The organism is Acidiplasma cupricumulans, assembly GCF_001402935.1.
GTDB classification, from domain to species: domain Archaea; phylum Thermoplasmatota; class Thermoplasmata; order Thermoplasmatales; family Thermoplasmataceae; genus Acidiplasma; species Acidiplasma aeolicum.
In genome coordinates this window covers 13489-36742 of sequence record NZ_LKBH01000065.1, presented here as the reverse complement: position 1 = coordinate 36742, position 23254 = coordinate 13489, and the positions used below count along the sequence as shown (strand labels likewise).

The following is a 23254-nucleotide window of genomic DNA, read 5'->3' as shown; positions in this document are numbered from 1 at the left end:
CAAATATAAATCACATCCATTCAATCATATTTAAAATTAATTGACTTTTTTAAGATTAAAAAGATCAATTTTTATTCTAGACTTTAGAGAAAAATTACAATTTAAACCAATACCAAGATGATTAATAAAAAGGATATTAGTACTAGATAAAATTCATGAAACTGATTATTATGTTTAACTCTTGGATTTAAATTATTAATGTAGGGAAATTCGCTTTTAATTTTATCATCCTGTTTTAAAATCTCCAATGTTTGTACCTTTCCTGTTATATATGTTAATTTTGCTAATACAACACCTATAATATCATCAGGGTATATTGTTTGAGCATCAATAGACGCGTTATTATCACCCTTGGCAAAAATTTTATCCCCCATAATTTTAATTATTCTATGGGTTACAATTCCAGAATTATTCAGTGGTGAATATATGGCGGATGTTCTATATGTTATTATATCACCAATACTTAATTCTTCTATGCTGTTAACTCTCTTAATAATAAGAATATCTCCCCCCTCTATGACAGGGGTCATACTTTTTCCCCTCGCTATTACATAAATGAGGTCACCATCTATTTTACCTATTTCATTATTAGAATTAAATATTGAAAATAGTGAATATAACATAAAATAATTGGAGAAGGTACCAAATAATATTAAATACCAAATTGATGAGTGTATTGTTTTTGCACCAACTAAACCAAATAAAAATAAAGAGATGAAAAAATAAAGGCTAAAATATTCTAGAGGGGACATGAAAGTTCCCCTGAATAACTTAAAAATAATGATGAAATCAACCACCAGAATATATAAATCAATAAAATAGAAGGCCTTAAGCCATACAAACGTGATGTTCCTAGTAATCAATAAAACTTCAATAGGCCATGCAAACAGAAAACTCATAAGGGACATAATAAGTCCAGAAATGATGTATTTTAAATATTTTTTAGGGAATATAAATTGCTTATTTTCTTTAATTGATTCCAATACAAACATGAATAAAATAAAAGAGGAGGCAGCGGCTATTATTGTTCCAGAAATTTCCAGAATAGCGTTTGGTAAAATATAATTAAAATATCCGCTTATAATAGCGCCTGCCAGTACTGGCATTGTAATTATAGCCATGAAATACGAACCGGCGAAGGTTGGAATATATAGAAATGGGCCACCCAATATTATTAATGAAAGAAATGCTAGATTATGTAAAATTATGAAAGACGAAGTATTTTTATAGACAGCTACAGGCTTCAAAAATTTATCTGCATAGGGCTTACTTCCAACCATGCTGAAAAATAAAGGTTTATATATCAATGCTAATGCAGAAATCACAATGGTAAAGGAAAAAATAAAAATAAATAATAGGAGAGAGTATATAAAATATGTACCTAACTCCTTTTGGTTTTTAGAAAAGAACTTACCCTTAAAATATAAAATTATTGGAAGGAGTGGAAATAACTCCAGTAATGCATATAAAGGCTTTAAATATCCTGTTTTATAATAATTCATTGACAAAAAGCTTAGATACAGTACCAATGCAATAAATATTTCTCTTTTAATTGTGGAAGAAAGTATGAATATAGATGTATGAAAAAAGGCCACAAAAATTATGGCAAAATATAAAACTAAAAAATAATATAAAAAATAGGAATAAATGTCATAATTTAAGCTTTTTATTTTCTTAGTCATGCTGATGCACCTGATATTGAAGCCGGTATCATCCATCCCCAAAATCCCAAAACATCGAGAACGGTATACCTGATAAAAATTATTGTTGTTCCGTCAATAAAGGCTTCATATCCTGCTGTGCCCAGCAGATATTTTATTGCAAATCCTGCAGGAAAAACCAGAGCACTGAGAGATAACTCAGCTGAAGAAAGTGATATGTGATTAGTAAAATAAAGAGCTAAAATGGCGCTATTTCCGTACAAATTTATACCACTTAATGTAATTGCCAACAAAGCAGTAAAAGATGAAAACAACACCGCAATGCCAATCCATCTATAGCTTCTATTTTTAGTCGTATAGTTATTCATAAATATTATAATAAATAATTGTATATATATCGATACTATTATTAATAAATAATTTATAAATAAATCTATTAGAAATAAATCCACGTATTTATATAAATGAATTTCTAGTAATCTTGTTCTGGTTTCTGTTAACCATGTTAACAAACACCTATAGATCTAATCTTTTTGATGCTAAAACTTTCTTCATATAAACCAATAACTATATGCTGGCAAATGCCTCAGAGACTGCTTTTTTTATAAAAATTATATGATTCATTTAAATCAACACGCATTAATATTCACTGGAATATTTAAATTTTACATTAAAATTATACATACATTAAAAAAATTAATAAGATAATATATTATTGGTATTCATGGTTTTTAAAGCAGTTGTAATGGCTGGCGGAAAGGGTACAAGGCTCAGACCAATAACATATTCCATTCCAAAACCAATAATACCTGTGGCCGGAAAGGCATGCATGTCATATCTTCTTGACTCTTTCTACAGGGCCGGAATAAATGATGTCATAGTCACAACAGGTTACAAATTTGAGGCCCTTATTAAAAGTATAATTGAAACAAAAAATTCGGATCAGAGCATATTGTTTTCCGTTGAAAAAGAGCCGGCTGGTACGGCAGGCAGCATAAAATTAATATCCAATTTCATAGATGATACCTTTGTTGTTGGCAGCGGGGATATATTATCTGATTTTGATATAAAGGATATTATCAATTTCCATAAAAAGAATAATGCCAAAATTACCATAGTTTTAACAGAGGTTTCTGACCCAAGCCAGTTTGGGATAGTGGAGCTTAAGAATAATAAAATAACTAAATTTTTGGAAAAGCCATCAGAATCGGAAACATTCTCACATATAGCCAATACAGGCATATATGTTATTGAGCCCGAAATATTATCTTACATTAAAACAGTGCCCTATGATTTCGCACGTGACCTTTTTCCAAGATTATTAAGAAAAAACATTGAAATATATGGTTATGTTGGGAAGGGCATATGGCTTGATACGGGAAGGCCCAACGACCTTATAAGGGCAAATCAGATAATGGTGAATAAATATGGAAAGGAATACAATGATGAACTTATAAAGGGAAAAAACATAATAGAAACATCATCCAAATTTGATTCATGCCAGATCTATAACAGTTATATAGGGAACTCAATAAAAATTGACAGGGATGTTAAAATAAAGAGCTCGGCCATATATGATTTTGTTAATATAGAAAAAAATGTTGAGATAGAGAATTCAATATTAATGCCCAATGTAACAGTTAGAGAGAATTCAAAAATAAAGAATTCTGTGATAATGAGGGATTGTGTTATTGGCCAGGATTCAGAAATTGTGGACAGCATAATATCACCAGAACTGGAATTAAAGGGTAAATCAAGAATATATAACGTATCACTGGCATCAAAGATTATAGAAGATGATATATAAAGAATATATAAAGAAGTATTATTATAACAACTATTATCATGGATATATAAATCATTTTTTTATCATTACCAAAAATAATTGGTATGGGCCCAACCATTATGAGGCCACCAAATGAATTTTTTTTATTCTTATCCTCATTTATTACATTTTTATCCTGATTTAAATTCTGATAGATATCATTATTATAGTAATCATCGTATTTATTTTCATATTCATTCCTTAAGACAAATATAGGGGATATAAAAAGCATTATAAAACCTATAAAAATTAATAAAAATGGTATTATTGAAACAGGATTGGTACTTATAATAAATGGAAAAAAGAGAAATAATCCAACCTTATCTATGCCCAGCACGGCGAAAATTAATGATAGTATAAATCCGGAAATTATTAATAAAAATCCTACCTTGTAGGTTTTCATAATTACAGGAAACCAGCCTTTTGCAAAATTAAAAGATCCTCTGTGGTAAGCTGCTCTCCAGCCTTAAACTTCTCATAAAGCTCTGAGGCCTTTTCCTGAAGTTCAGATTCCTTTTCCTTCTTTTTGCTAACCTTTGTTTTATTTTTTATGGCATATATGGCCTTTTCCAGATCCCTTAAATCGTTCTTTGCCTTTATAAATGCGGCATGCTCCTTTTCTGATTCCTGACTGTATTTTACAAATAGTTCATGGTTCTCATCTGCTGTATGGCGTACCTCATCAAGCTCCTGAAGCATGGTATTGATCTCATCACTTAATTTCGAGATCTTTTCTGACATTTCCTCTATCTGCTTTTTATACTGCTCTCCAAGTGCTCTTTCCTCATTAATTTTATCAGTTAGCTCCTTTATGTCCTTATTTTTTAATAGTTCCTCCTCCCTGTTTGCCTTGGCCTTCCTGATTTCATTGTTAAGTCTTCTTATTTCCACTATAATTTTATTTTCTTCCTCCTTTGTAAGCTCTGTTGTCTGCTGCCTTTTTTCAAGATACTGGAGTTCCTTTTCCTTGGCCTTAATATCCTTAATATCCAGTCCGGACGCTTCCCCGCTTTTAATTTCCCTGAGCTTCTTTTTAAGTTCTGATAGATTTTTATAATGCTCCTCCTTTTCTTCCCTTAAGGTTTTGATCTTCTCAATAAGGTCGTTTTTTTCAGCGATCTTAGCCTTGGCCTGCTCCCTCATTTCATGGGTTTTCTGATTAAGTTCGTCCCGGATCTTGGCATATTTTTGCGCCTGTGCATTAGCCTCATCTCGCTTTTTAATGTGTGATTCAACCTCTTCCCGGATTGATTCTCTCTTTGTTTCAAAATCTTCTAAAAGATCGGTCATGATAACACTTCGACAGTCTTTTTACTGCAAGATTATTTTAAACATCTTACAGTTCCAAGATTTGTATTTAAAAAGACTATATAAGTATTCCTATAATTAACTTCATTAATACACATTTAAATGCAAAATCTGTTATCACGAATATCCTTATTTATCCCAATATTTAAATTTATATTAATCTTATAATAAAAATATGAATTAATATAAAACCTCTAAATTATTAAAACTATCCCGGCAAGATACAAAATATAGATTATTATGCACGCAAAAACTAAGGATATTAAACTTGATAAATAATAAATTTTCAGTGCCCTTTTAATATCGTTGATATTGGGTTCCCTGCCAGATTCATTTATAATATACTCACCAACCTTTTCAAGCCTCACGTTTAATATTCCAGCCATTGAATTTATACTAAATCCGGCATTAACACTATCTGTTGAATTAATACCGGTTCTGAATTTTGATTTATAGCCAAGAATCATTGAGCTAATGAAAAAGATAATACACGAAAGCCTTGCAGGTATGTAGTTAATAATTGTGTCTGCTAGTGCAGTAAAATATCCAAATTTAATATTTTTTTTATCCTTATATGCCACCATTGAATCCATAGTATTTATGGCCCTGCATGCCAGTGCACCGGCCAGCCCGGTAAATGAGTAAAAAAAAATTGGGGTGAGGTAACCATCAACAAAGCCCTCGGCTATTGTTTCTATAGCGGCCGATGATATAAGACCCGGTGTCATATTCTCGGTACTGCGCCTGACAACAAGTGATGTACTTCTCCTGGCCATGTCAATATTGTTTAATTCCAGTGCATGAATAATTTTTAATATATGGTCATGCATGGATTTTACCGAAAATGTGGACTTCAAAATATAGATGGAAATTAAAAGATAAATTAAGATTGCATAGGGATTATTGAGGCGAAATATTAGAAATAGGATTGCTGAGGGAATTACATATAAAATAATGATAAATAAAAGAAATAAAAGCCCTGCAATTCTTTTCTGGCTTATTTTTCTAAAATAAATGGATGTAAAATCAATGATTTTTCCCAGAATCACAACCGGATGTATTTTTAATGGTGGTTCGCCAAGAAAAATATCATATATATAAGAAAATATCAGAATAATAATTGGAAACAATATAATTAGTGTCATAATATCAGTTCTTTAAGATATTTTTCATTTATGCCTGAAATTATGGACCTTGATATTGTATCTATGTTATTATTTAGTATGGAGTTATAATTCTGGAATTTTAATCCAAATAGATACTCCAGGAATTCAGTGTTTTCAAAGATCCCATGTATGTTTGTTCCAATTACGTTCTTATTGATTGAGCCCTCATAGCCCCCGCACAATTCATTTAAAGGGGCATCATTTTGATCATAAACTGATCCAAAATGTATTTCATATCCATTAAAAAATGATGTATTACCAAATAGTTTGGAATTTAGCCTGTATGTTACACCACGTGCAGTTTTCTTTTCATTGTAGTATGTTACAGCATCCAGTAAATTGAGACCGGTATATTCTGTTTGTTCTGATTCTATTCTATGTGGGTCCATTATTTTATTTCCAAGCATCTGGTATCCACCACATATGCCTATTATTATTGATTTTCCTGACATCTCCATTATTTTTTCATATATGCCATGATTTTTAATATATTCAAGGTCAGAGTATACAAGTTTCGATCCTGGCAGGACTATTATTTTTGCATCCAGAATATCATCAACATTATTTTTGTCAACATAATTATAACCTATACCAAATAAATATAATGGATCAAAATCGCTATAATTTTCCATGTGTGGATATTTTATTATGGCCACATTTCTGCTGTAAAGTTTTGAATTATTATAATTCATGGAATCCTCTCCTGGAAGATTTATGTTTGTATATTTAACTATGCCAATAATTTTTTTCCCGGTAAGTTCCTCTATTTTATTTATGCCTGTTTCAAGTATTGATGTATCACCCCGCATCTTATTTATTATTATATATTTTAATAGATCAGGTCTCTCCATTAATTTTACTGTACCATAAATGGAGGCAAAAACGCCACCGCGGTCTATGTCGGCAACAAGTATTGCAGGCGTGTTATAGATACCTGAAACAAAGGTATTGGCAAAATCACTGCCAAACATGTTAATCTCCGCGGGTGATCCGGCACCCTCGGCTATAATAATATCATAATGTTCAAGCAGATAGTCAAGGGATTTTTTAATAACATCCGGGGCATGCATTTTAAGATAATTAAAATATTCATTTAGTGGCATGGAACCTTTCGATTTTCCAAGTTCTATTAACTGTGATTTTCCTGAACCCTCTGGCTTAAGTATATACGGATTCATATGGACGTCTGGTTCAGTCCTTGCGGCCAGCGCCTGCAACCACTGAGCACGGGATATTTCCCCATCATTTCTTATGGATATTGAATTTAATGACATGTTTACAGCTTTAAATGGTGCGACTCTAAAGCCCAGGTCAGAGTAGTATCTGCATAGAGCCATGGCCACAGTGGTCTTACCTGAATCCGATGTTGTGCCAAGAACCTGTATTATTTTACCTATATAAATCACCCATGTATTCCTTTATCTTTGATATTAGCCTAACATTTTTATTCCTCCGTTTAACAGAAATTCTAATATAATTTGTTCCAAATTCCTTATAATCATCAAGAATCCTTATTAATATGCCGTTTGATTTTAAAAATTTATCAAGATCAAGTATATTTATATGTTCTGGGGCCTTAAATGTTATATAATTTGCAACCGGTTTTCCAACAGGAGTGAAACCAAGCCCCATCATCCTTTTAATAATATAATTTCTCTCAAGCGTAACCATCTCTGGAAGTCCTGCCAGATTATTATAATTAATTTTAGATATATATTTAAGTGATGCAGAGGACATACGCCATGGATCAAAATCATGTTCCATCATGATGATATTTTCAGGGGCTGATGCCACATAGGCGATTCTAAGACCGGGAATTGAAAAAGCCTTTGTTAATGACCTGCACACAAATAGATTGCCATATTTATTAATCAATGAAATTTCATTTAACGGCCTTTTTTCTGAAAAATATATAAATGATTCATCAAGAAAAACACGGGCGTTTTTTAACAAACTTATATTTAATATTGCATTCATAACATTGGCTTCCATTAATTCTCCGGTTGGGCTTGATGGATACACAATAAATATTGAGTTAAAATTATAATTTTTTAAAATGTATGGATTTTTTTGAATCACATATAAAGGAATCTCAACTTTTTTGGAGTTTGATCTTGCATATAAATATTCATTGAATGTGGGGGTTATAATAATTATATTGCCTGATGAAAGCAGCATAATTCTATGGATAAAATATGTCAATCCTGGGACAATTAATATATTATCTTTTTTAAATTCCCCTCCTGATATGTAATTTTTATAATATTCATAATCTGTGTCAGGATAATTTTCAATGCATTCCCTACCCATGGTAATCTCGGGTAATTTAATAAAATCATTCATGCTAGAGGAAAAATCAATGATTGATTTTATGTTAAAACCGTTTTCCCTTGCAGTTTCATGGACCCTGCCACCGTGCATCATTGTTAATATTTATTAAATTATTTAATTTTATTATAAATGAAATGCCTTATAATATTAATGTATAAAATTTAACTTTATAATAACTGCATCTAAATTTTTGGGTCCTAAAAATTCATTTTAGTTTTATTACAATTTTTTTCAGGAAAAGTTTATGGTAAGGAATGCATAAAAAATGCATGATTATTCAGGGAAACAGCATAATAAATAAAATTGATAGAAATGATGATATAATATATGTTTTGCTTGCCGGTAGCACAGAGATATCAAAAATTCCGGGAATATCTGCCGCAGGTGAAAACTCTGAGCTCACGTTTTTGACACCGGTTCTTGATTCAGAGATTATATATTCTGGAAAATGCATTTCCTATGATGTTATACCAATGACCGAAAACGGTATACCCACACCGTCAATAATAACAAGGGCGGCAAATTTGGTTTCGGGTGTTGATATTTTGATAGTTGATGCTGGATTTTATGAATCACCAAAGATTCCATATTTACATACAAAACTTGGGCCTGCAAATGACCCAAGAAAACAGGAGGCACTTACCAAATATGATGTGGCAGTTGAAACAGGCAGGTATATTGGCAGGATGCTGGATAAAAAATATAAGTATATTGTTCTTGCTGAAAGCGTTCCCGGCGGGACAACAACAGCATACATGGTTCTTAGATCGCTTGGTTATGATTATATGACCAGCAGTTCAATGAAATCCGGGCCTGATCAGTTAAAGAGGAAGGTTGCAGATGAGGCCTTTCAGCGATATAAACCTGTTAATAATGCAATGGATTCAATGATACAGTATGGTGATTACATGATGGCACTTGCCACAGGCATATCAGGGGCTGTAAGAAATTCAACAATAATGTATGCCGGAGGCACACAGATGGCGTGCGTTTATCTCCTTGATAAAATAATAAACAAATCTCATGAGAAAAGATATATATTTACAACAGGTTATATAATTAATGACCGTGGCGATTTATTAAGTGATATTGCAGGCGGTAACATAATATATGCAAAAACCAATTTTTCCGGAATACAGGGTCTTGATTATTATGAACAGGGATATGTTAAGGAAGGTACCGGTTTTGGTGCTGCCTTTGGAATTGCATATGTTATAAATAAAAATGAAAATTTAATATATGATGAGATCAAAAAGGTGTATAATTCATTTTTATGAGATCCTGTTTTTAAAAAATTCGCTAAAAAATGAATCGGTGGACATTGAGATAAATCTGGATATTATACCACCGCGTGGGGTTAAATCCTTAATGCCAATACCAGATTTGATTCTGTTTTTCATATCGTTTATACATGCCTCCGTATCACCTATCTCATCTATTAAGGATAATTCCTTTGCCCTTGATGATGAAAATACAAGACCGGTGGCAACATCATCTATATTTTTGATGTTTCTTCTTGATTTAACCTCATCCCTGAACCTTTTAAAAACGTCCTGCATTATTTCATAGTATATGTTTTGTTCCTCATCTGTCATGGGCCTGAATGGCGAGTTCATATCCTTATATTTTCCTATTTTTGTTATCCTTGGCCTAATACCGGCAGCACTTAGGAACTCGGATACATCTGCTGATATGCTTATAACACCTATGGATCCAACTATTGATGTGGGCATGGCAAAAATTTTTTCAGATGCGCACGCAAGCCAGTAGGCACCAGAGGCGCCAGTCCCAAGAATTGATGAATAAACAGGTTTTTTTTCTGCTATTTTTCTTAGCTTATTATAAATTATTTCTGTTGAATTTGCATCCCCGCCACCGGAATTAATTATGAGAATCAAACCCCTAACCTTGTTTTTATTATACACATAATCCAGTACCGGCATTATTCTGGAAACCATATTCTGATTTATTGTTCCGTTTATATTTAATGTTGCAATGTACATAATCAATTAATGAACATAACATATTAAATTTATTGTTAAAATGTTTTATATATTTTTAATTCTCATAATTTTGTGGCCTCATCATTAAATTTTTTTATGGCCCCAATGGGATCTGGAGAATCATATATTGATCTGCCTATAATAATATAATCTGCGCCCGCCATAATTGCAGATATGATATTACCCCCCTGGGCCCCAACACCAGGTGCTATGATCTTAATATCCCCAGAAATATCCCTTATTTTTTTAAGCCTGTCCGGACGGTTTGCCGGAGCCACAAGCCCAAAAACTCCAGCCTTTAATGAATCATCCACGAGCTTATCATATACATTATCTATATATGATTCCTGGGACATTGAAACAACCGAAAAAACCTTCATCTGGCCTGCAGATTTTACAACCGCCCTTAATGATTTTATGCCTGTAAATGCATGTGATATAATACCCCATGCACCATACTGTGCAACCTTTTCTGTAATCAGTTTGTCGGTGTTTTCCACATCAGCCAGCTTAAAATCACATATTATCTTTGAATATTTTGAAAGCTCAGATATTATTTTTATGCCGTTTTCAAGTATGATTGGCCAGTTAACTTTTATGGCGAAAACCTGATCTGCCAGATTTTTAGCCAGCTCTATTCCAGTATCTCGGTCATACACATCCAGTGCAAAAATAATTTTGCTGTCTTCCATTGTTGGTAAGTCCATTAAGACATATTAAGGTTAATTGTATAAAAAGATTAAATTGTATAAAAAGATTAAAAATACATACTATAATAAACCTATATGGGAATCAGGGAAACGCTTCTGGAATCTGGAGCTGTTAAGTTTGGCTATTTTGTCCTCACATCAGGTAAAAAATCTGATTATTATGTTGACATTAAGGAGGCATCAACAAGGCCAGAAATACTTAATGCCATGGCAGATGCAATATCGTTAAAAATATCTGCAAAAAAGATTGCAGGCATGGAGCTTGGTGCTGTTCCAATACTTGTGGCCACCGCACTGAAAACTAAAATAGATTATGTAATAATAAGGAAGACTGAAAGAACTCATGGCACAAATAAGAGATGGATAGGAGAAATTAACAATGGGGAAAAAATAGATGTTATAGATGATGTTGCAACAACAGGCGGTTCTATTTTAAAATCTGTGGAGATATTAAGAAGCCATGGTGCTGTGGTGGAAAATGCCATATGTGTTGTTGACCGTGAGGAGGGCGCAAAAGAATTTTTAAAAGAAAACGGTATAAATCTAATACCTGTTATAACTGTATCTCAACTAAGATAGTGTATCATCTATTCTTCCTATTTCTATTGATGTTGTTGCATTTCCAACAAGTATTCCACTGGAATTGGTTATAATGGATGCACCTATATAATAGCTTCCAAAATTGGCTGTTCCGGTGTTTACATTAACCCCAAAAAGATCTTTAAGTTTTTGTATTTCATCCTCACTGGATTCTGGGGATACAAGCATGCCCTTATCATTTAATACGGCAACAGCCCCAACAGTTTTAACCCCTGCAATTGTCGATTTTATAACCTCAACACCAAGTGTATCCTCAATCGCTTTTTCTGAGGATTCTGTAAATGATGGGTGTATTACCGCGGTTTTATCATTTGTAATTATGTTATTTCCAACGGCATTTAACCTGTCCTTTAAAAATAGTATATTTCTACCGTCAAGGTCAATACCCTGAAAATCTTCAGGCCCTGAAAGGCCTGACACAACTATGCCGTTTGAATTAAACGCAATCATTGTCCCAATAAGGCTAAAATTATTTATTATTATCCTCTTTGTTTCAACCTTAAGGGTATCCTGTATAACCTTTTCAATATCGTCATTCAGGTTTTTTGGGATAAATGCCATATCCTTAAATGATTTAACGTAAACGCCAATAAAATCACTGCCAAAAATTGATAATTTTTTAATCATAACTTTATATTTTATGGTAGGATGATTTCAGCGGTTCCATCCTCTAATTTTATTACCTTAAGGCTTATTTTTGTGGGTATGTGCTTTCTACCCCTGCTCCATAAGGCCTCATTAACCTTATTATCCACCCATATCATGCCCATATCAGATTTTGTGTATTTTGCAACCTGCTCCTTTATAATTTTAATTGCAGTGTCTGCCCTGCGGCTTCTGGATGAAAACCTTGCGGCCCTCAGGGATACATTTATTATCTGCTCATTTGTTAAATTCTGTTCCTCAACCATTATAAACACCTCAAAGCTTTAAATTGGACCTTCTCCAGTTTTTCCTTTTTGGGTTCTGTGTTACATGCCTGTCTGTTCTCAGCATGACCCAGCCAGGTACCCTTCTATTTGATTTTATTCTATTCATCAATCTTAACTTTTTACCTAGTGGCTTATTTCTGCTCATTTTCATCTCCTCTCTATTTTTGTTTCATGCTGTGTGCCGGTCAATCTTAACAGGATGTTTTTTAACTCGGCATCGCTTATTACCCTGTTGATCCTGCCCATACTGGCAAGTTGAATTAACTGATTTTCGACATTATCAACAAGCTCGGGCTTAACAAGCCTCAATGTATTGAGCCTCTCCCTTGCCTCAGAAGAGAGTATCTGCCTCAATATTTGCTGCTTCCTTGCCTCCTCTTCCTGTGCCTGCCTCCGGCTCTCGCTTTCCATTGCCCTTTCCTGGGATTCTCTTTCGAGTTCGGCCAGTTTTCTTTGCCTTATTCGCTCCAGTTCATCATCGTCAGCAGACATTTACAACACCGGAATATAATATTATTATAACCTTGATAAATTTTATCATAAATATTTTTCTAGAACCTTGTTATTCTCAACAGCCTTTTTCATGGCGTCCCTTGATGCCTTATCAAGCAGTGCCTGGCCTGCCGGTGTGAGTACCCTGCCAGCCTTATCTTTTTTTAAATAGCCCATTGTCTCAAGGGCATGAAACATGTACCTTATAATGAACCTGCTGCTCTGTACAGGATGGTATCTTTTTGTACCCCTGTCCTGCCTGCTGCCATATTCCTGGCTCATCCTTGAAATTCCTATGTTCCCTTTTATATAAATTTTTCTTAGTATTGAGGCCAGTCTGGTATAATACCAGTCTGGCTGTGTCCATGATTTTTCCTTGCCCTTTCCATCCTTTAAGAACATAGTCCATTCTGGAATTTCAACATTCCTGGATTTAAATTCATTAACTATTTCCGAAATTAATGCCTCAGCTGGAACTTCCTTTACATTAACCATTTTATCACGATGTAGGTTTATTTATAAACTATTAATAATATTTTCGTATTTTAAATGTGCTGGTATTTAAAACTAATATTAATAATATAACAATATTAACAGGTAAATCCCAGTAAACATAATAATTAAGGGCGTGGGATACAAAATATGATAAGGCCATGCTTGAAACTACAGAAATTAATGCTATAATTATTGAAATAATAAAAAGCATGGCCATTGGGTATCTTCCAAATGAGTAATAATTAATGCTGGTAACCCCCTCTGGTAATTTTTTAATTAACCTTCTGATATTTATGGATAATATAACAAAAAACATAATAATAGCATTGGACCAGTCAAATATATATTCCAATATATGCCCGGGGGAGAAAATATCCATAACAAGCATATATATGGATATTAAAACAAAAAATATAATCATGCCAAATATTGTCTTATATTCTGATATTTGCCCTCTGCCAACAGGCAGCGAGTTTAAAATTTCTATGCCCTTTCCCTCAATAACAAGAAGGAATATTGAGTAAAATGCGGAGACTATAACTGTTAGATATATGATGGAAATAAAAATGCCCAGTGATATGCCACCGGTTTCCGGTTCAATGATTGCAAAGAAGAATGGGAGCACAAAAAGTATTGGCACAAATATGTATGTTAGATTTTGAATTTTTCTAAATGTTGTTTTAATATCCTTCTTTAAAAATGCAACATATAATTTATCCTTCTTTATGCCTGTTGATATTTTCTCAGAATTTTTCTGTTCCTCTGATGACATTAGCATATAGAAAAGTCTTCTTCTAATTTTATAATAGACAAAAATAAGAACGAATAAAAATATAAAAGATAATATAATTTCAAGAAACCTGATAATAAATCCGGATGAATAATTTAAATACACTATGTATTCAATGTTTATTGGAAATAAGAAATATTTTAAAACGGTGGGCAAACTGTTAAAAATAGTTGTCATTTCTGAAAAATAATTTGGATTTTCTAAAATTACATAGAATAATCCAAGAAGCAAAAATGTAAATGTGATTCTAATGAAATTCCTTATTGATGAATGTCTTGATGTCCTGGCACCCCTGTAAATAAATATAACTGTTGATATAATAAAACCAAGTATTAGTGACATAAACGAATAAAGTACACCAAGAACAATCGTCTGAATATCCCCTGTAAGTATGTAAAAATAAATTATTGATGGAACTATAACAAACATATATGACGATGAGTTATAAACAAACCATGAAATAAATGGAACGTTTTGATTTACAGTAACAGGAAGCGATTTTAATGGGGCCATGAGGTCATAGGCATATATTGTATTTATGAAATTTACAGAATTATAAATACCAAGCAAAAAAAGATAGGAAAACAATATGATTCCAAATGAGGCTATTGAATCTGGGCTCCTTTCACCAAAATACAATGAGTTAATTAAAAGTGAGAATAAAATAAATGTAAATGCATTCATTATATATGTGGATAGAATATTTCTAAAAAAATATCCCTGCTTATTTGCAGAATTTACCGCATTCTGAAATTTTGTTGTGTCCTTAACAGCCAGGTATCGCTGCTCCACTATAAGAAGCCTGCTTAGAAATAATTCAGTGTGCTTCATTATAAATCCTTCAATGAATTTAATAATGTATCAAGATCATTATCACCTGTCAATCTTAAAAATATTTCCTCAAGGTCCGTATTGTTTGATCCGGCCTCCTCCTTCAATTTTTCAAGAGATCCTGTACCTGCTATATTTCCGTTATAAAGTATTGATATTGTATCGCATACATTTTCTGCAATCTCCATAATATGCGTTGAGAATATTACCGTTCTTCCCTTGCTCGCAAAATCTCTTAAAAGCTCCTTTATTATTCTGGAAGACCTTGGGTCTAAACCATTCATACCCTCATCCATAACAAGAAGTTGCGGATCATGGATTAATGCAGAGATAATTGCAACCTTTTGTTTTGTACCAAATGATAATGACCCAATAAATTCATTCATATACTTTTCAATTTCAAGTGCTGATGAAAACGCATTTATGCGCTCCTTAAGAGTGGCGCTGTCTATATTAAAAACTGATCCTATAAAATTAAAAAATTCTATGGGTGTTAACGATTCATATAAAGCAGGGGTTTCCGGTATATATCCAAGAAACTTTTTAATACTGTCTGCACCGGTTACAGCATTTATTCCATTGACTGTAACAGACCCTGAGGTTGGAGGCAGGATCCCAGAGATTATTTTTAATAAAGTTGTCTTTCCCGATCCATTAGGGCCCAGTATGCCATAAATCTGACCGCCATCAATATCCAGTGTAATATTATTTATGGCCGTCGTATTTCCGTATTTTTTAACCAAATCCTTAATTTCTATAAAGCTCAATATGTTAAGTAAGCAAAAATATTATATATAATTTTACTGTTAAACCCTCTGGAGGCGTGAACGTTTAATTTATGAATCACTGTGATTAAGATTCCATGTGATGTATTTAACAATTAATAATGCGGGCAATTAAATACAAACCTTCGACCATTATAAGTTGTCCAGGAAATACAGAAAATTAGGCCATGAGGAGTTATGTTAAACCACTGTGGATGAATCAGGTATGCATAATAATGGTGGTCTGGCACCTCAATGGTTGAATAATTATTTTGACTTTTATTTTTCTAAATATTATTATACAGAATTATAATGAGGCTGCAATGTTTATTAACATAGAGGGCATCGATGGGTCTGGAAAAACAACGCTTGTAAATAATCTAAAAAATACATTTCCAGATTTTTATTACACGAGAGAACCAACAGATGGCTTTGACTATGCCGGTCTTGTACCCCTGGAAAATGAATATAACTCGATACTTGATTTTTTTCTGTTTACATATGATAGAATAAGGCATCAAAAGGAAATAAAGGAAAATATAAAAAATATAGTTATATCAGATAGATACATAGCGTCATCAATAGCCTATGAGGGGCCGCTAATAGAGAGATTTTTTTCAGGCATTGATGAAACAATTCAGTATCTTATGGATGTTTCAAGGCCTGTAAAATGCATGCCAGATGTGATTATTTATTTGGATGTAAAAATAGATACAGCATTGAAAAGAATAATAAATAATAGAAAAGTTTTAAAATACAGGGATGAGAAATTATCAGTTCTTGAGAAAAAAAATGTTCTGGGCTTTGTATCCACATATTATTTATATTTCCTCAAAAATATTAAAAAATTTACTGGCACGGATATAAGGGTCGAGTATATAGATGCAAACAGGCCTGAAAATATGGTTTTAAACGACACTATTAAAATAATAGAGAAATTATTATGATTTTATAATGTTGTTACTATTATCTCATCGTTTAAGATCATGATTGTATGCTCTGACTGTGCAATCATTGCCTTATTGTGTTCCTTTAACACGGGGAATCCGGAGATGTATCTGCTTAACATCATTTTTTTGATGTATTCCTTATAATCTGTTTTAATTTTTGCCAGCCATCTCTCAGCAAATGGAACTGTATTAAAATTTTTATATATTATCTCATTTTTGTCCCTGACCTTTGTATCATCGATTATATAAATATTTCCAAGCTGACCGTTATGTATTAATCCAAGCCCGGTGCTTGCAAATGGTTCTATGGCAATAACCTTCTCTGTTTTAATTGTTTCATCATTGCCATCATTATAGTTTGGTATAAATATTTCCGAGTGCAAATCATATCTGTTTATTCCATGACCACCAAGGTTTTTTACCGGCTTAAATCCGTATGATGTTATAACATTTTCTATTTCCTCACCTATTTTATAAATATTAACCATTGGCCTTAAGATTTTAATTGCAGCATTTAAGGCCTCCCTGGTTGAATCAATTAAATCTGAATAATTGCCGGTGTTGCCAACCTCAATGCTGGCTGCATTGTCTGATATATAACCGTCAATCATGGCTCCAAGATCAACCTTTACAAGATCGCCTGTTTTAAATTTCTTTTTATCGCCCTCGAATGGTGTGTAATGTGCGGCCTCATTATTTATTGACAAATTAACAGGAAAAGATGGTTCAGCACCATTATCCCTGATAAACTGCTCGGTTTTCTCTGCAACGTCATAAAAGAGTGCACCGGGTTCTATTAAGGTCTGCGCATATTCAAGTGCTTTCCTTCCGATTTTACCAGCCAGAAGCCACTTATTTTTAATCTCTGAATCCATAGTATCCTGTTTTTTATTTCAACATATATTATTAAGTTATCCAATTGATTGCATCTGTTTGGCATTCCTATAATGGGCATCACAAGTTTTAATCTTGTTACATTAGCCAACAGTTCAAGAGTATTATTAATATGACATTTAGGATAGAATTTGGAAAAGATTAAAAACTATTTAAATATTTTAAATTAAAATGAATCAGATGTACGCAAGGCAGGAGGCTTTAAAATTCATTGGCAGCACCGGACAGGGGCAACTGCTTCAGAAGACTGTGCTTGTAATTGGTCTCGGTGGAACAGGTAGTGCAGCAGCCAATCTATTTGCCCGGCTGGGTATAAAAAAGCTTATTATCATAGACAGGGATATCATAGAGATAAGCAATATCCATAGGCAGTTGCTTTATGATTATGATGATATTGGAAAGTACAAGGCAGAAACAGCATTTAAAAAAATTAAAAAAATCAATCCGTATCTTGATATTGAGTATTATAATGAGACTTTTGATGCTTCAAAGGCATATCTGGTTGAGAAATCTGATCTTGTCTTTGATGGCACAGACAACATGACCACCAGATTTATTATAAATGATGCATGCATTAAATTTAACAAACCATGGATATTTACATCTGCAATTGAGATGTACGGGGAGATAAAGGCCATAATACCGGGAAGAACATCATGCTATGCATGCTATAATAATGATCCTGTTGAAATGCCATCATGTGCTGTTTCCGGAGTTTTAAGCCCGGTACCATCCGCAATTGCATCCATGGCCGTTACAATGGCAGTTAGGATAATGCTTGGAGGTTCTATTTCAGGGGACCTTTATTTTATTGATGCATTTAATACAGATATCACAAAAATAAATATTAAAAAAAATAAGGAGTGCAGGGCATGCAATTACAGGGATTTTAAATATCTTGGTGCATATTATTCTAACCTTGGAAAATCAATTTTATCATAATATTAATATTTTAATCAATTCACTGACAACCACTATTATAAACACCACACCAAGGAATCTGTAGATATACTTCTGGTCTATTTTATGGGCATAAATTGAAAAATAATAGCCTGAAATTAGGGCGATAACACCAATGATTATGGATGCCACATAATTTATATGCCCTATCCTGACATACCCAAGAGAACCCGACAGAGCGGATAAAAACATTGCAAGTGTGGCTGTTCCAACCATATCCTGGGCCCTCATGGAAAAAAGCAGTATTATTATAAGTATAAACATTATGCCACCGCTGGTGCCTATTACACCTGTAAGTATACCTATTGGTATGCTCAGTATAAATCCAAAAAGGAAGGAAAAGAACTTATTTAAATTCCATTTTTTTATTCCTTTTTTATTCATATTATATGATTTTCTAATGGAATAATACGCCATATATGCAGCCATGGCAGTAAATATAATTTCCAGTGGGATGACCGGCAGTATATGGGCAATATTCGATCCTATCTGCGCGCCGATTACGGCACCGATTCCCAAAATTATTCCGGCTGCCACATTAATGGTTTTCTTCTTAAAATATACATAAATAACAATCGTTGTGGTTATGACATCAACAAGAAGACTGGTGCCTATTGAGGTTTTAAAATTTATGCCCATAAATGATAGGGCCGGAACAACAACTATAACACCGCTGCTGCCGGTTATACCTGTTAGTGCCCCAACTGCAATACCAATGATGATTAAAATTATGTAAAAAATTAGATCCATTATTTGACATTAAAAAATCATTAAAAATCTATTTGATTTACTGATAGGATTAAATACCAATATATTTATACATTTTAAAAAATATGGTACTGTGGAAAATAATATTTATTATGTAATTGATACCTCAGCAATTTTATCAGGAAAGATTAACATTGCAGCCGGAAATCTCATATTTCCTGAAAGTGTGATTAATGAAATTCAGCATGGAAATATTAAATATTTGATTGATTCCATGGAAAACATAAGGGTTTATAGACCAGAAGAGGGGTATCTTAACATTGTTAAGGAGGCATCCAAAAAAACAGGGGATTATAATGTATTAAGCAGCACTGATATGGATATAATTGCACTGGCATTGCAGTTTAATGCCATAATAATCACTGATGATTATGCAATACAGAACGTTGCATCAAGGCTTAAAATAAAATATTCTGGTGCATCCATAAATGAAATAAAAAGGGAAATAAGATGGTTATACCGGTGTACCGGATGCCATAAAATTTATAATGAGGACATTAAAGAATGCCCTGTATGCGGGCATAAACTTAAAAGATTTACAAAAAAATTATAGATTTAATATTTTTTCTATCCTGTCCAGGATTTCCCTTATGTTTTCCTTATATTTTGTAAATTCTGAATAAATTATGTTTAAAAGCGGGTCCCATTCTATTAAATTTTCAGGCGGTAACAGTTTAACATTATAATTTGTTAAAAAACCCTTAACAATTTTATTTTCAGGTTCATAATTTACCTGTATGCCTGTAAATTTATCCTGCAGTATATCAAGTACCTCATAAACCACAGGCTGTATAATAAAAAGATGCTCAAAATATTTTCGTGATATCTCAACATGTGCAAATATTTTACCCTTATTTTTATGCTCAAATAACCTTAAATGAAGTTCCCATGGAAATTTTATTATCCTTGAAAGGCTGAATTTTTCACCCTTATAAAAGCTTGGAGTGGCATCAGAGAAACCGGCCTCAATTAAATGCAATGCAATATTTTTTGTCTGTTCAACAGGATACAGAATTGAAAAAATACTCTCATTGCCTATGTCATTTTTATTAACCTCATATAACTTTCCACCGGATGTTTTAACACCCCTGGGATATTTTACCTGTAATGGAGATAAATCCATTTATGTGTATAGCTTTATTATTGATTAGTTTACCGTTTTTAATAACAGGTAATTTATAATATCCTATGTCCTAATACAATATTTTCCGTTTTAATGGTTAAATATAAGATAATTAGAATATGTTTAAAATGAATAAAATTATTAAATTGTCTGACATTTATAGGCATGAATGAAAAAACTGTTTCCGAATCAGAGTCTGAGATGAGCAGGCTTGTTTTACCTGAGGATACTAATTCATTTGGAAATCTTTATGGTGGAAGGCTTGTGGAATGGATGGATAACATAGCAAGCATCACGGCATTTAAGCATGCAAGGTCAAAGGTTGTTACAGGCAGCATTGACAGCCTTTTCTTTTTATCACCTGTAAAACTTGGATATATAGTAAACATACATTCCAGAATTACCTATGTAACAAGATCCACCATGGAGGTGGAAATAACGGTGAAATCTGAGAACGTTGAAACTGCTGAGAATAAAATTACAACCAGGGCCTATTTTACCTATGTTGCCATAGATGACAGCGGGCATTCCATAGAGATTCCCGGGCTTAAAATTCAGGGTCCTGATGAGGAAAGGAGGTACCACGAGGGTGAATTAAGAAATAAGATGAGAATAGAACTATTGGAGGAGGCAAGAAAAAATTTGAACAAGTGATATCATGAATGGAAGCATATATGAAAGAGAGCTTTTAAACATACTTTCAGGAAATATTAAAACCATAGAAAAGATTGGTAAAAATCTTGATCCTGTTTCAAGGGATATTCTGTATTCATTAATATCAAAACCTTTCTATGTTTCCAGAACAGCAGGTTCATTTGGTGCAGATCTTATCTCCTTAAGGGATGATTACTCCATGGTTATTGAGGTAAAATCCTCCGAGAGGGAACAGCTTACGTTTAGTGAATCATCCGGAGTGAAACAGGAACAGGCCATAAAATTAAATAACAGGTGCATAAATTCTGGACTTTTCATTACATATGCATACAGATTAAAGGGGGTAAAGGGAGACCCATGGAGATTTTTCTCAATAGAATCCGATAAAAATTACACGGGCAGAATGCGCGGGCTGTATGAACTGCTTCCAAAGCAGGAAATAACAAAAAATGGTAATTTTATATTAAAATGGCATAAAGGTCTGCCCTTAATAAAACTTATTGATTATTTAAATTCATAAATTTTCTTTTATCGAATTATCAAGTATTTCCATGGCATCATTTATCTGTTCCTCTCTAATAATCAATGGTGGTATGAACCTTATTGCACTCTCTCCGGCACCGAGAAGTATAAGACCCTTTTTAAAAGAGGATTCTATAACATTATCTCTTAATTTTTTATTGTATTTTTTGCTTTTTGCATCCATAACAAAGTCAATGGCCTGCATTAATCCAAGGCCGCGGACATCCCCTATGCTTGGATATTTTTCCTGCAATTCCCTTAACCTCTTATTTAAATAGAAACCCATTTTATTTGAATTCTCAACCATTTTCTTTGATTTTATTTCATCTATTGTTGCTATGCTTGCAGCACAGGCCAGCATATTGCCACCAAATGTATTTGAATGCAATCCTGACTTTTCAAAATCATATTTTGATTTTACAATTGATGCCCCCATTGGTATTCCGGATGCTATGGATTTTGCAAGCGACATAATATCAGGGTCAATACCAAAATATTCAGATGCAAAGAAGTAACCTGTTCTTCCAAAGCCTGTTTGTACCTCATCCATTATATAAAGCATGCCATACTCATGTGCGAGTTCCATCATTCTTTTATGGAAATATTTTGGTGGCACTATGTAACCGCCCTCACCCTGAATTGGTTCTGCCAAAATACCCGCAACACTTTCTGCAGGTACATATCTGTCAAGAACATAATCCTTGAGGTAATCCACCACAGCACCTGTTAGATTTTCAGGGTCTTCATAACCATCTATTCCAAATGGATTTCTATATGGATCTGCAAATGGTATGTGGTGCACACCAGGCATTTCAGGATAAAAATATTCATGGTGTGTGGCCTTTGAGGCAGTAAATGCCAGGGACCCCATGGTTCTTCCATGGAAACCACCAATGAATCCTATAAATTGAGGCCGTTTGGTAAAACTTTTAGCAAATTTTATTGAGGCCTCATTGCTCTCGGTTCCAGAATTTGTAAAAAATACCTTTTTATCCCTTGAACCTGGCATAACATTTATTAGGGCCTCCGCAGCATCAACCTGAATTTTATAATAAAAATCAGTACCTGCAAAGTGCCACATTTTATGCATCTGATCCTCAACCGCGGAAATAAGGTGGCTGTTTGAGTACCCAATGTTTGATGTGCTTATTCCACTTGAAAAATCTAAAAATACGTTGCCATCAACATCCTCAATATAACAATCACTGGCCCTGCAGGCCACAACTGGTAATGATTTCGTGGATGTTGCCAGAAATTTAGAGTCCATATTTATGATCTCCCTAGCCTTTGGACCTGGCAGTTCTGTATTAATAACAATTTTTTTTAACATTTTATTCTCTTCCATGATTTATATAATTTACCTATCTTTAAAAACTTTTTTAATGGAATATTATAAATCCTCTAATTTCCTGCAATTTTTACTTGTTGAAAATTTTATTTATTTTTTATAAGGTTATCCTAATTTTGTAAAATTA

General features: G+C 33.2%; 28 protein-coding genes. 8 read left to right on the top strand and 20 right to left on the bottom strand.

The genetic code is table 11. The features are described from left to right. Positions 1-101 precede the first annotated feature (101 nt). Positions 102-1682: a signal peptidase I gene (locus AOG55_RS02300; protein WP_055032639.1), complete on the bottom strand. Its 1581-nt coding sequence runs from the start codon at positions 1680-1682 to the stop codon at positions 102-104. After that, positions 1679-1924, bottom strand: a complete 246-nt coding sequence (locus AOG55_RS02295; RefSeq protein WP_156150336.1) for a hypothetical protein — start codon at positions 1922-1924, stop codon at positions 1679-1681. Before AOG55_RS02295 ends, AOG55_RS02300 begins: the two co-directional genes overlap by 4 nt. A 461-nt stretch (positions 1925-2385) precedes the next feature. Between AOG55_RS02295 and AOG55_RS02290 the strand changes: the two genes are divergently transcribed. Next, positions 2386-3468 (top strand): sugar phosphate nucleotidyltransferase, encoded by a 1083-nt coding sequence (locus AOG55_RS02290; protein WP_048102133.1) that lies wholly within the window; start codon positions 2386-2388, stop codon positions 3466-3468. On the opposite strand, the gene AOG55_RS02285 is transcribed toward AOG55_RS02290, so the two are convergent. From AOG55_RS02285 to AOG55_RS02265, 5 genes are all read right to left on the bottom strand, one after another. Further along, positions 3449-3889: a TIGR00304 family membrane protein gene (locus AOG55_RS02285; protein WP_048102132.1), complete on the bottom strand. Its 441-nt coding sequence runs from the start codon at positions 3887-3889 to the stop codon at positions 3449-3451. The two genes, AOG55_RS02290 and AOG55_RS02285, sit on opposite strands and share 20 nt — an antisense overlap. A gap of 2 nt (positions 3890-3891) precedes the next feature. Further along, positions 3892-4776, bottom strand: coding sequence for a coiled-coil protein (locus AOG55_RS02280; protein WP_048102131.1), 885 nt, complete (start codon positions 4774-4776; stop codon positions 3892-3894). 212 nt (positions 4777-4988) lie between these two features. Next, complete coding sequence (locus tag AOG55_RS02275; protein ID WP_048102130.1) at positions 4989-5939, bottom strand: cobalamin biosynthesis protein; 951 nt, start codon at positions 5937-5939, stop codon at positions 4989-4991. Further along, complete coding sequence (locus AOG55_RS02270; protein ID WP_231563441.1) at positions 5936-7366, bottom strand: cobyric acid synthase; 1431 nt, start codon at positions 7364-7366, stop codon at positions 5936-5938. The genes AOG55_RS02275 and AOG55_RS02270 overlap by 4 nt, the downstream gene beginning before the upstream one ends. Beyond that, on the bottom strand, positions 7350-8381 hold the full coding sequence (locus tag AOG55_RS02265; RefSeq protein WP_055040837.1) for an aminotransferase class I/II-fold pyridoxal phosphate-dependent enzyme: 1032 nt from the start codon (positions 8379-8381) through the stop codon (positions 7350-7352). The genes AOG55_RS02270 and AOG55_RS02265 overlap by 17 nt, the downstream gene beginning before the upstream one ends. Positions 8382-8560: 179 nt before the next feature. Here AOG55_RS02265 and AOG55_RS02260 point away from each other — a divergent pair, with 179 nt between their 5' ends. After that, a complete protein-coding gene (locus AOG55_RS02260) occupies positions 8561-9568 on the top strand; it encodes a nicotinate-nucleotide--dimethylbenzimidazole phosphoribosyltransferase (protein ID WP_048102128.1) in 1008 nt (335 codons plus the stop codon). Here AOG55_RS02260 and sppA read toward each other — a convergent pair. Continuing rightward, positions 9563-10294, bottom strand: coding sequence for a signal peptide peptidase SppA (gene sppA, locus AOG55_RS02255; protein WP_048102127.1), 732 nt, complete (start codon positions 10292-10294; stop codon positions 9563-9565). The two genes, AOG55_RS02260 and sppA, sit on opposite strands and share 6 nt — an antisense overlap. Positions 10295-10356: 62 nt before the next feature. Then, positions 10357-11001: an orotidine-5'-phosphate decarboxylase gene (pyrF, locus tag AOG55_RS02250; protein ID WP_052656838.1), complete on the bottom strand. Its 645-nt coding sequence runs from the start codon at positions 10999-11001 to the stop codon at positions 10357-10359. A gap of 78 nt (positions 11002-11079) precedes the next feature. Here pyrF and pyrE point away from each other — a divergent pair, with 78 nt between their 5' ends. Beyond that, positions 11080-11583 carry an orotate phosphoribosyltransferase gene (gene pyrE / locus AOG55_RS02245; RefSeq protein ID WP_052656837.1) on the top strand — a complete coding sequence of 168 codons (504 nt, stop codon included), beginning with the start codon at positions 11080-11082 and terminating at the stop codon, positions 11581-11583. Here pyrE and AOG55_RS02240 read toward each other — a convergent pair. Genes AOG55_RS02240 through AOG55_RS02210 form a run of 7 tightly spaced genes read right to left on the bottom strand, consistent with a single transcriptional unit; the run spans position 11575 to position 15911 of the window. After that, positions 11575-12231 carry a translation initiation factor IF-6 gene (locus AOG55_RS02240; protein WP_048102126.1) on the bottom strand — a complete coding sequence of 219 codons (657 nt, stop codon included), beginning with the start codon at positions 12229-12231 and terminating at the stop codon, positions 11575-11577. The two genes, pyrE and AOG55_RS02240, sit on opposite strands and share 9 nt — an antisense overlap. A gap of 11 nt (positions 12232-12242) precedes the next feature. After that, positions 12243-12515 carry a 50S ribosomal protein L31e gene (locus AOG55_RS02235; RefSeq protein WP_048102125.1) on the bottom strand — a complete coding sequence of 91 codons (273 nt, stop codon included), beginning with the start codon at positions 12513-12515 and terminating at the stop codon, positions 12243-12245. Between the two features lie 10 nt (positions 12516-12525). Continuing rightward, positions 12526-12681 (bottom strand): 50S ribosomal protein L39e, encoded by a 156-nt coding sequence (locus AOG55_RS02230; RefSeq protein WP_048102195.1) that lies wholly within the window; start codon positions 12679-12681, stop codon positions 12526-12528. A gap of 2 nt (positions 12682-12683) precedes the next feature. Beyond that, on the bottom strand, positions 12684-13028 hold the full coding sequence (locus tag AOG55_RS02225; RefSeq protein ID WP_048102124.1) for a DNA-binding protein: 345 nt from the start codon (positions 13026-13028) through the stop codon (positions 12684-12686). Between the two features lie 45 nt (positions 13029-13073). Next, the gene (locus AOG55_RS02220; RefSeq protein WP_048102123.1) at positions 13074-13523 is read right to left on the bottom strand and encodes a 30S ribosomal protein S19e; all 450 of its coding nucleotides are present in this window, start codon (positions 13521-13523) and stop codon (positions 13074-13076) included. Between the two features lie 31 nt (positions 13524-13554). Then, the gene (locus AOG55_RS02215; protein WP_048102122.1) at positions 13555-15144 is read right to left on the bottom strand and encodes a hypothetical protein; all 1590 of its coding nucleotides are present in this window, start codon (positions 15142-15144) and stop codon (positions 13555-13557) included. Beyond that, positions 15144-15911 carry an ABC transporter ATP-binding protein gene (locus AOG55_RS02210; protein ID WP_048102121.1) on the bottom strand — a complete coding sequence of 256 codons (768 nt, stop codon included), beginning with the start codon at positions 15909-15911 and terminating at the stop codon, positions 15144-15146. Before AOG55_RS02210 ends, AOG55_RS02215 begins: the two co-directional genes overlap by 1 nt. 320 nt (positions 15912-16231) lie before the next feature. On the opposite strand from AOG55_RS02210, the gene tmk reads away from it, so the two are divergent. After that, a complete protein-coding gene (gene tmk, locus AOG55_RS02205; RefSeq protein WP_052656835.1) occupies positions 16232-16855 on the top strand; it encodes a dTMP kinase in 624 nt (207 codons plus the stop codon). 2 nt (positions 16856-16857) lie between these two features. On the opposite strand, the gene map is transcribed toward tmk, so the two are convergent. Beyond that, a complete protein-coding gene (map, locus tag AOG55_RS02200) occupies positions 16858-17733 on the bottom strand; it encodes a type II methionyl aminopeptidase (RefSeq protein WP_048102120.1) in 876 nt (291 codons plus the stop codon). Positions 17734-17923: 190 nt separating this feature from the next. Here map and AOG55_RS02195 point away from each other — a divergent pair, with 190 nt between their 5' ends. After that, complete coding sequence (locus AOG55_RS02195; RefSeq protein ID WP_048102119.1) at positions 17924-18694, top strand: HesA/MoeB/ThiF family protein; 771 nt, start codon at positions 17924-17926, stop codon at positions 18692-18694. On the opposite strand, the gene AOG55_RS02190 is transcribed toward AOG55_RS02195, so the two are convergent. Continuing rightward, positions 18689-19462, bottom strand: a complete 774-nt coding sequence (locus AOG55_RS02190) for a sulfite exporter TauE/SafE family protein (RefSeq protein ID WP_048102118.1) — start codon at positions 19460-19462, stop codon at positions 18689-18691. The genes AOG55_RS02195 and AOG55_RS02190 overlap by 6 nt on opposite strands. Positions 19463-19553: 91 nt before the next feature. Between AOG55_RS02190 and AOG55_RS02185 the strand changes: the two genes are divergently transcribed. Beyond that, positions 19554-20033, top strand: coding sequence for an NOB1 family endonuclease (locus AOG55_RS02185; RefSeq protein WP_231563440.1), 480 nt, complete (start codon positions 19554-19556; stop codon positions 20031-20033). On the opposite strand, the gene AOG55_RS02180 is transcribed toward AOG55_RS02185, so the two are convergent. Then, complete coding sequence (locus tag AOG55_RS02180; protein WP_048102116.1) at positions 20028-20603, bottom strand: hypothetical protein; 576 nt, start codon at positions 20601-20603, stop codon at positions 20028-20030. The two genes, AOG55_RS02185 and AOG55_RS02180, sit on opposite strands and share 6 nt — an antisense overlap. Positions 20604-20768: 165 nt before the next feature. Here AOG55_RS02180 and AOG55_RS02175 point away from each other — a divergent pair, with 165 nt between their 5' ends. Both AOG55_RS02175 and AOG55_RS02170 read left to right on the top strand, forming a co-directional pair. Then, positions 20769-21257: an acyl-CoA thioesterase gene (locus AOG55_RS02175; protein ID WP_048102115.1), complete on the top strand. Its 489-nt coding sequence runs from the start codon at positions 20769-20771 to the stop codon at positions 21255-21257. A 4-nt stretch (positions 21258-21261) separates the two neighbouring features. Beyond that, on the top strand, positions 21262-21777 hold the full coding sequence (locus AOG55_RS02170; protein WP_048102114.1) for a hypothetical protein: 516 nt from the start codon (positions 21262-21264) through the stop codon (positions 21775-21777). On the opposite strand, the gene AOG55_RS02165 is transcribed toward AOG55_RS02170, so the two are convergent. After that, positions 21772-23124 carry an acetyl ornithine aminotransferase family protein gene (locus tag AOG55_RS02165; RefSeq protein WP_054964524.1) on the bottom strand — a complete coding sequence of 451 codons (1353 nt, stop codon included), beginning with the start codon at positions 23122-23124 and terminating at the stop codon, positions 21772-21774. The genes AOG55_RS02170 and AOG55_RS02165 overlap by 6 nt on opposite strands. Between the last annotated feature and the right edge of the window lie 130 nt (positions 23125-23254).

Coding starts and splice junctions, on each gene's coding strand:
- AOG55_RS02285 (WP_048102132.1), bottom strand. CDS start 3,889: ATGAAAACCTACAAGGTAGGATTTTTATTAATAATTTCCGGATTTATA.
- AOG55_RS02170 (WP_048102114.1), top strand. CDS start 21,262: ATGAATGGAAGCATATATGAAAGAGAGCTTTTAAACATACTTTCAGGA.
- AOG55_RS02280 (WP_048102131.1), bottom strand. CDS start 4,776: ATGACCGATCTTTTAGAAGATTTTGAAACAAAGAGAGAATCAATCCGG.
- AOG55_RS02300 (WP_055032639.1), bottom strand. CDS start 1,682: ATGACTAAGAAAATAAAAAGCTTAAATTATGACATTTATTCCTATTTT.
- AOG55_RS02240 (WP_048102126.1), bottom strand. CDS start 12,231: ATGATTAAAAAATTATCAATTTTTGGCAGTGATTTTATTGGCGTTTAC.
- AOG55_RS02190 (WP_048102118.1), bottom strand. CDS start 19,462: ATGGATCTAATTTTTTACATAATTTTAATCATCATTGGTATTGCAGTT.
- AOG55_RS02225 (WP_048102124.1), bottom strand. CDS start 13,028: ATGTCTGCTGACGATGATGAACTGGAGCGAATAAGGCAAAGAAAACTG.
- AOG55_RS02265 (WP_055040837.1), bottom strand. CDS start 8,381: ATGCACGGTGGCAGGGTCCATGAAACTGCAAGGGAAAACGGTTTTAAC.
- AOG55_RS02175 (WP_048102115.1), top strand. CDS start 20,769: ATGAATGAAAAAACTGTTTCCGAATCAGAGTCTGAGATGAGCAGGCTT.
- sppA (WP_048102127.1), bottom strand. CDS start 10,294: ATGTACATTGCAACATTAAATATAAACGGAACAATAAATCAGAATATG.
- AOG55_RS02220 (WP_048102123.1), bottom strand. CDS start 13,523: ATGGTTAATGTAAAGGAAGTTCCAGCTGAGGCATTAATTTCGGAAATA.
- AOG55_RS02230 (WP_048102195.1), bottom strand. CDS start 12,681: ATGAGCAGAAATAAGCCACTAGGTAAAAAGTTAAGATTGATGAATAGA.
- map (WP_048102120.1), bottom strand. CDS start 17,733: ATGGATTCAGAGATTAAAAATAAGTGGCTTCTGGCTGGTAAAATCGGA.
- AOG55_RS02235 (WP_048102125.1), bottom strand. CDS start 12,515: ATGGTTGAGGAACAGAATTTAACAAATGAGCAGATAATAAATGTATCC.
- tmk (WP_052656835.1), top strand. CDS start 16,232: ATGTTTATTAACATAGAGGGCATCGATGGGTCTGGAAAAACAACGCTT.
- AOG55_RS02290 (WP_048102133.1), top strand. CDS start 2,386: ATGGTTTTTAAAGCAGTTGTAATGGCTGGCGGAAAGGGTACAAGGCTC.
- AOG55_RS02180 (WP_048102116.1), bottom strand. CDS start 20,603: ATGGATTTATCTCCATTACAGGTAAAATATCCCAGGGGTGTTAAAACA.
- AOG55_RS02195 (WP_048102119.1), top strand. CDS start 17,924: ATGAATCAGATGTACGCAAGGCAGGAGGCTTTAAAATTCATTGGCAGC.
- AOG55_RS02165 (WP_054964524.1), bottom strand. CDS start 23,124: ATGGAAGAGAATAAAATGTTAAAAAAAATTGTTATTAATACAGAACTG.
- pyrE (WP_052656837.1), top strand. CDS start 11,080: ATGGGAATCAGGGAAACGCTTCTGGAATCTGGAGCTGTTAAGTTTGGC.
- AOG55_RS02275 (WP_048102130.1), bottom strand. CDS start 5,939: ATGACACTAATTATATTGTTTCCAATTATTATTCTGATATTTTCTTAT.
- AOG55_RS02260 (WP_048102128.1), top strand. CDS start 8,561: ATGATTATTCAGGGAAACAGCATAATAAATAAAATTGATAGAAATGAT.
- pyrF (WP_052656838.1), bottom strand. CDS start 11,001: ATGGACTTACCAACAATGGAAGACAGCAAAATTATTTTTGCACTGGAT.
- AOG55_RS02215 (WP_048102122.1), bottom strand. CDS start 15,144: ATGAAGCACACTGAATTATTTCTAAGCAGGCTTCTTATAGTGGAGCAG.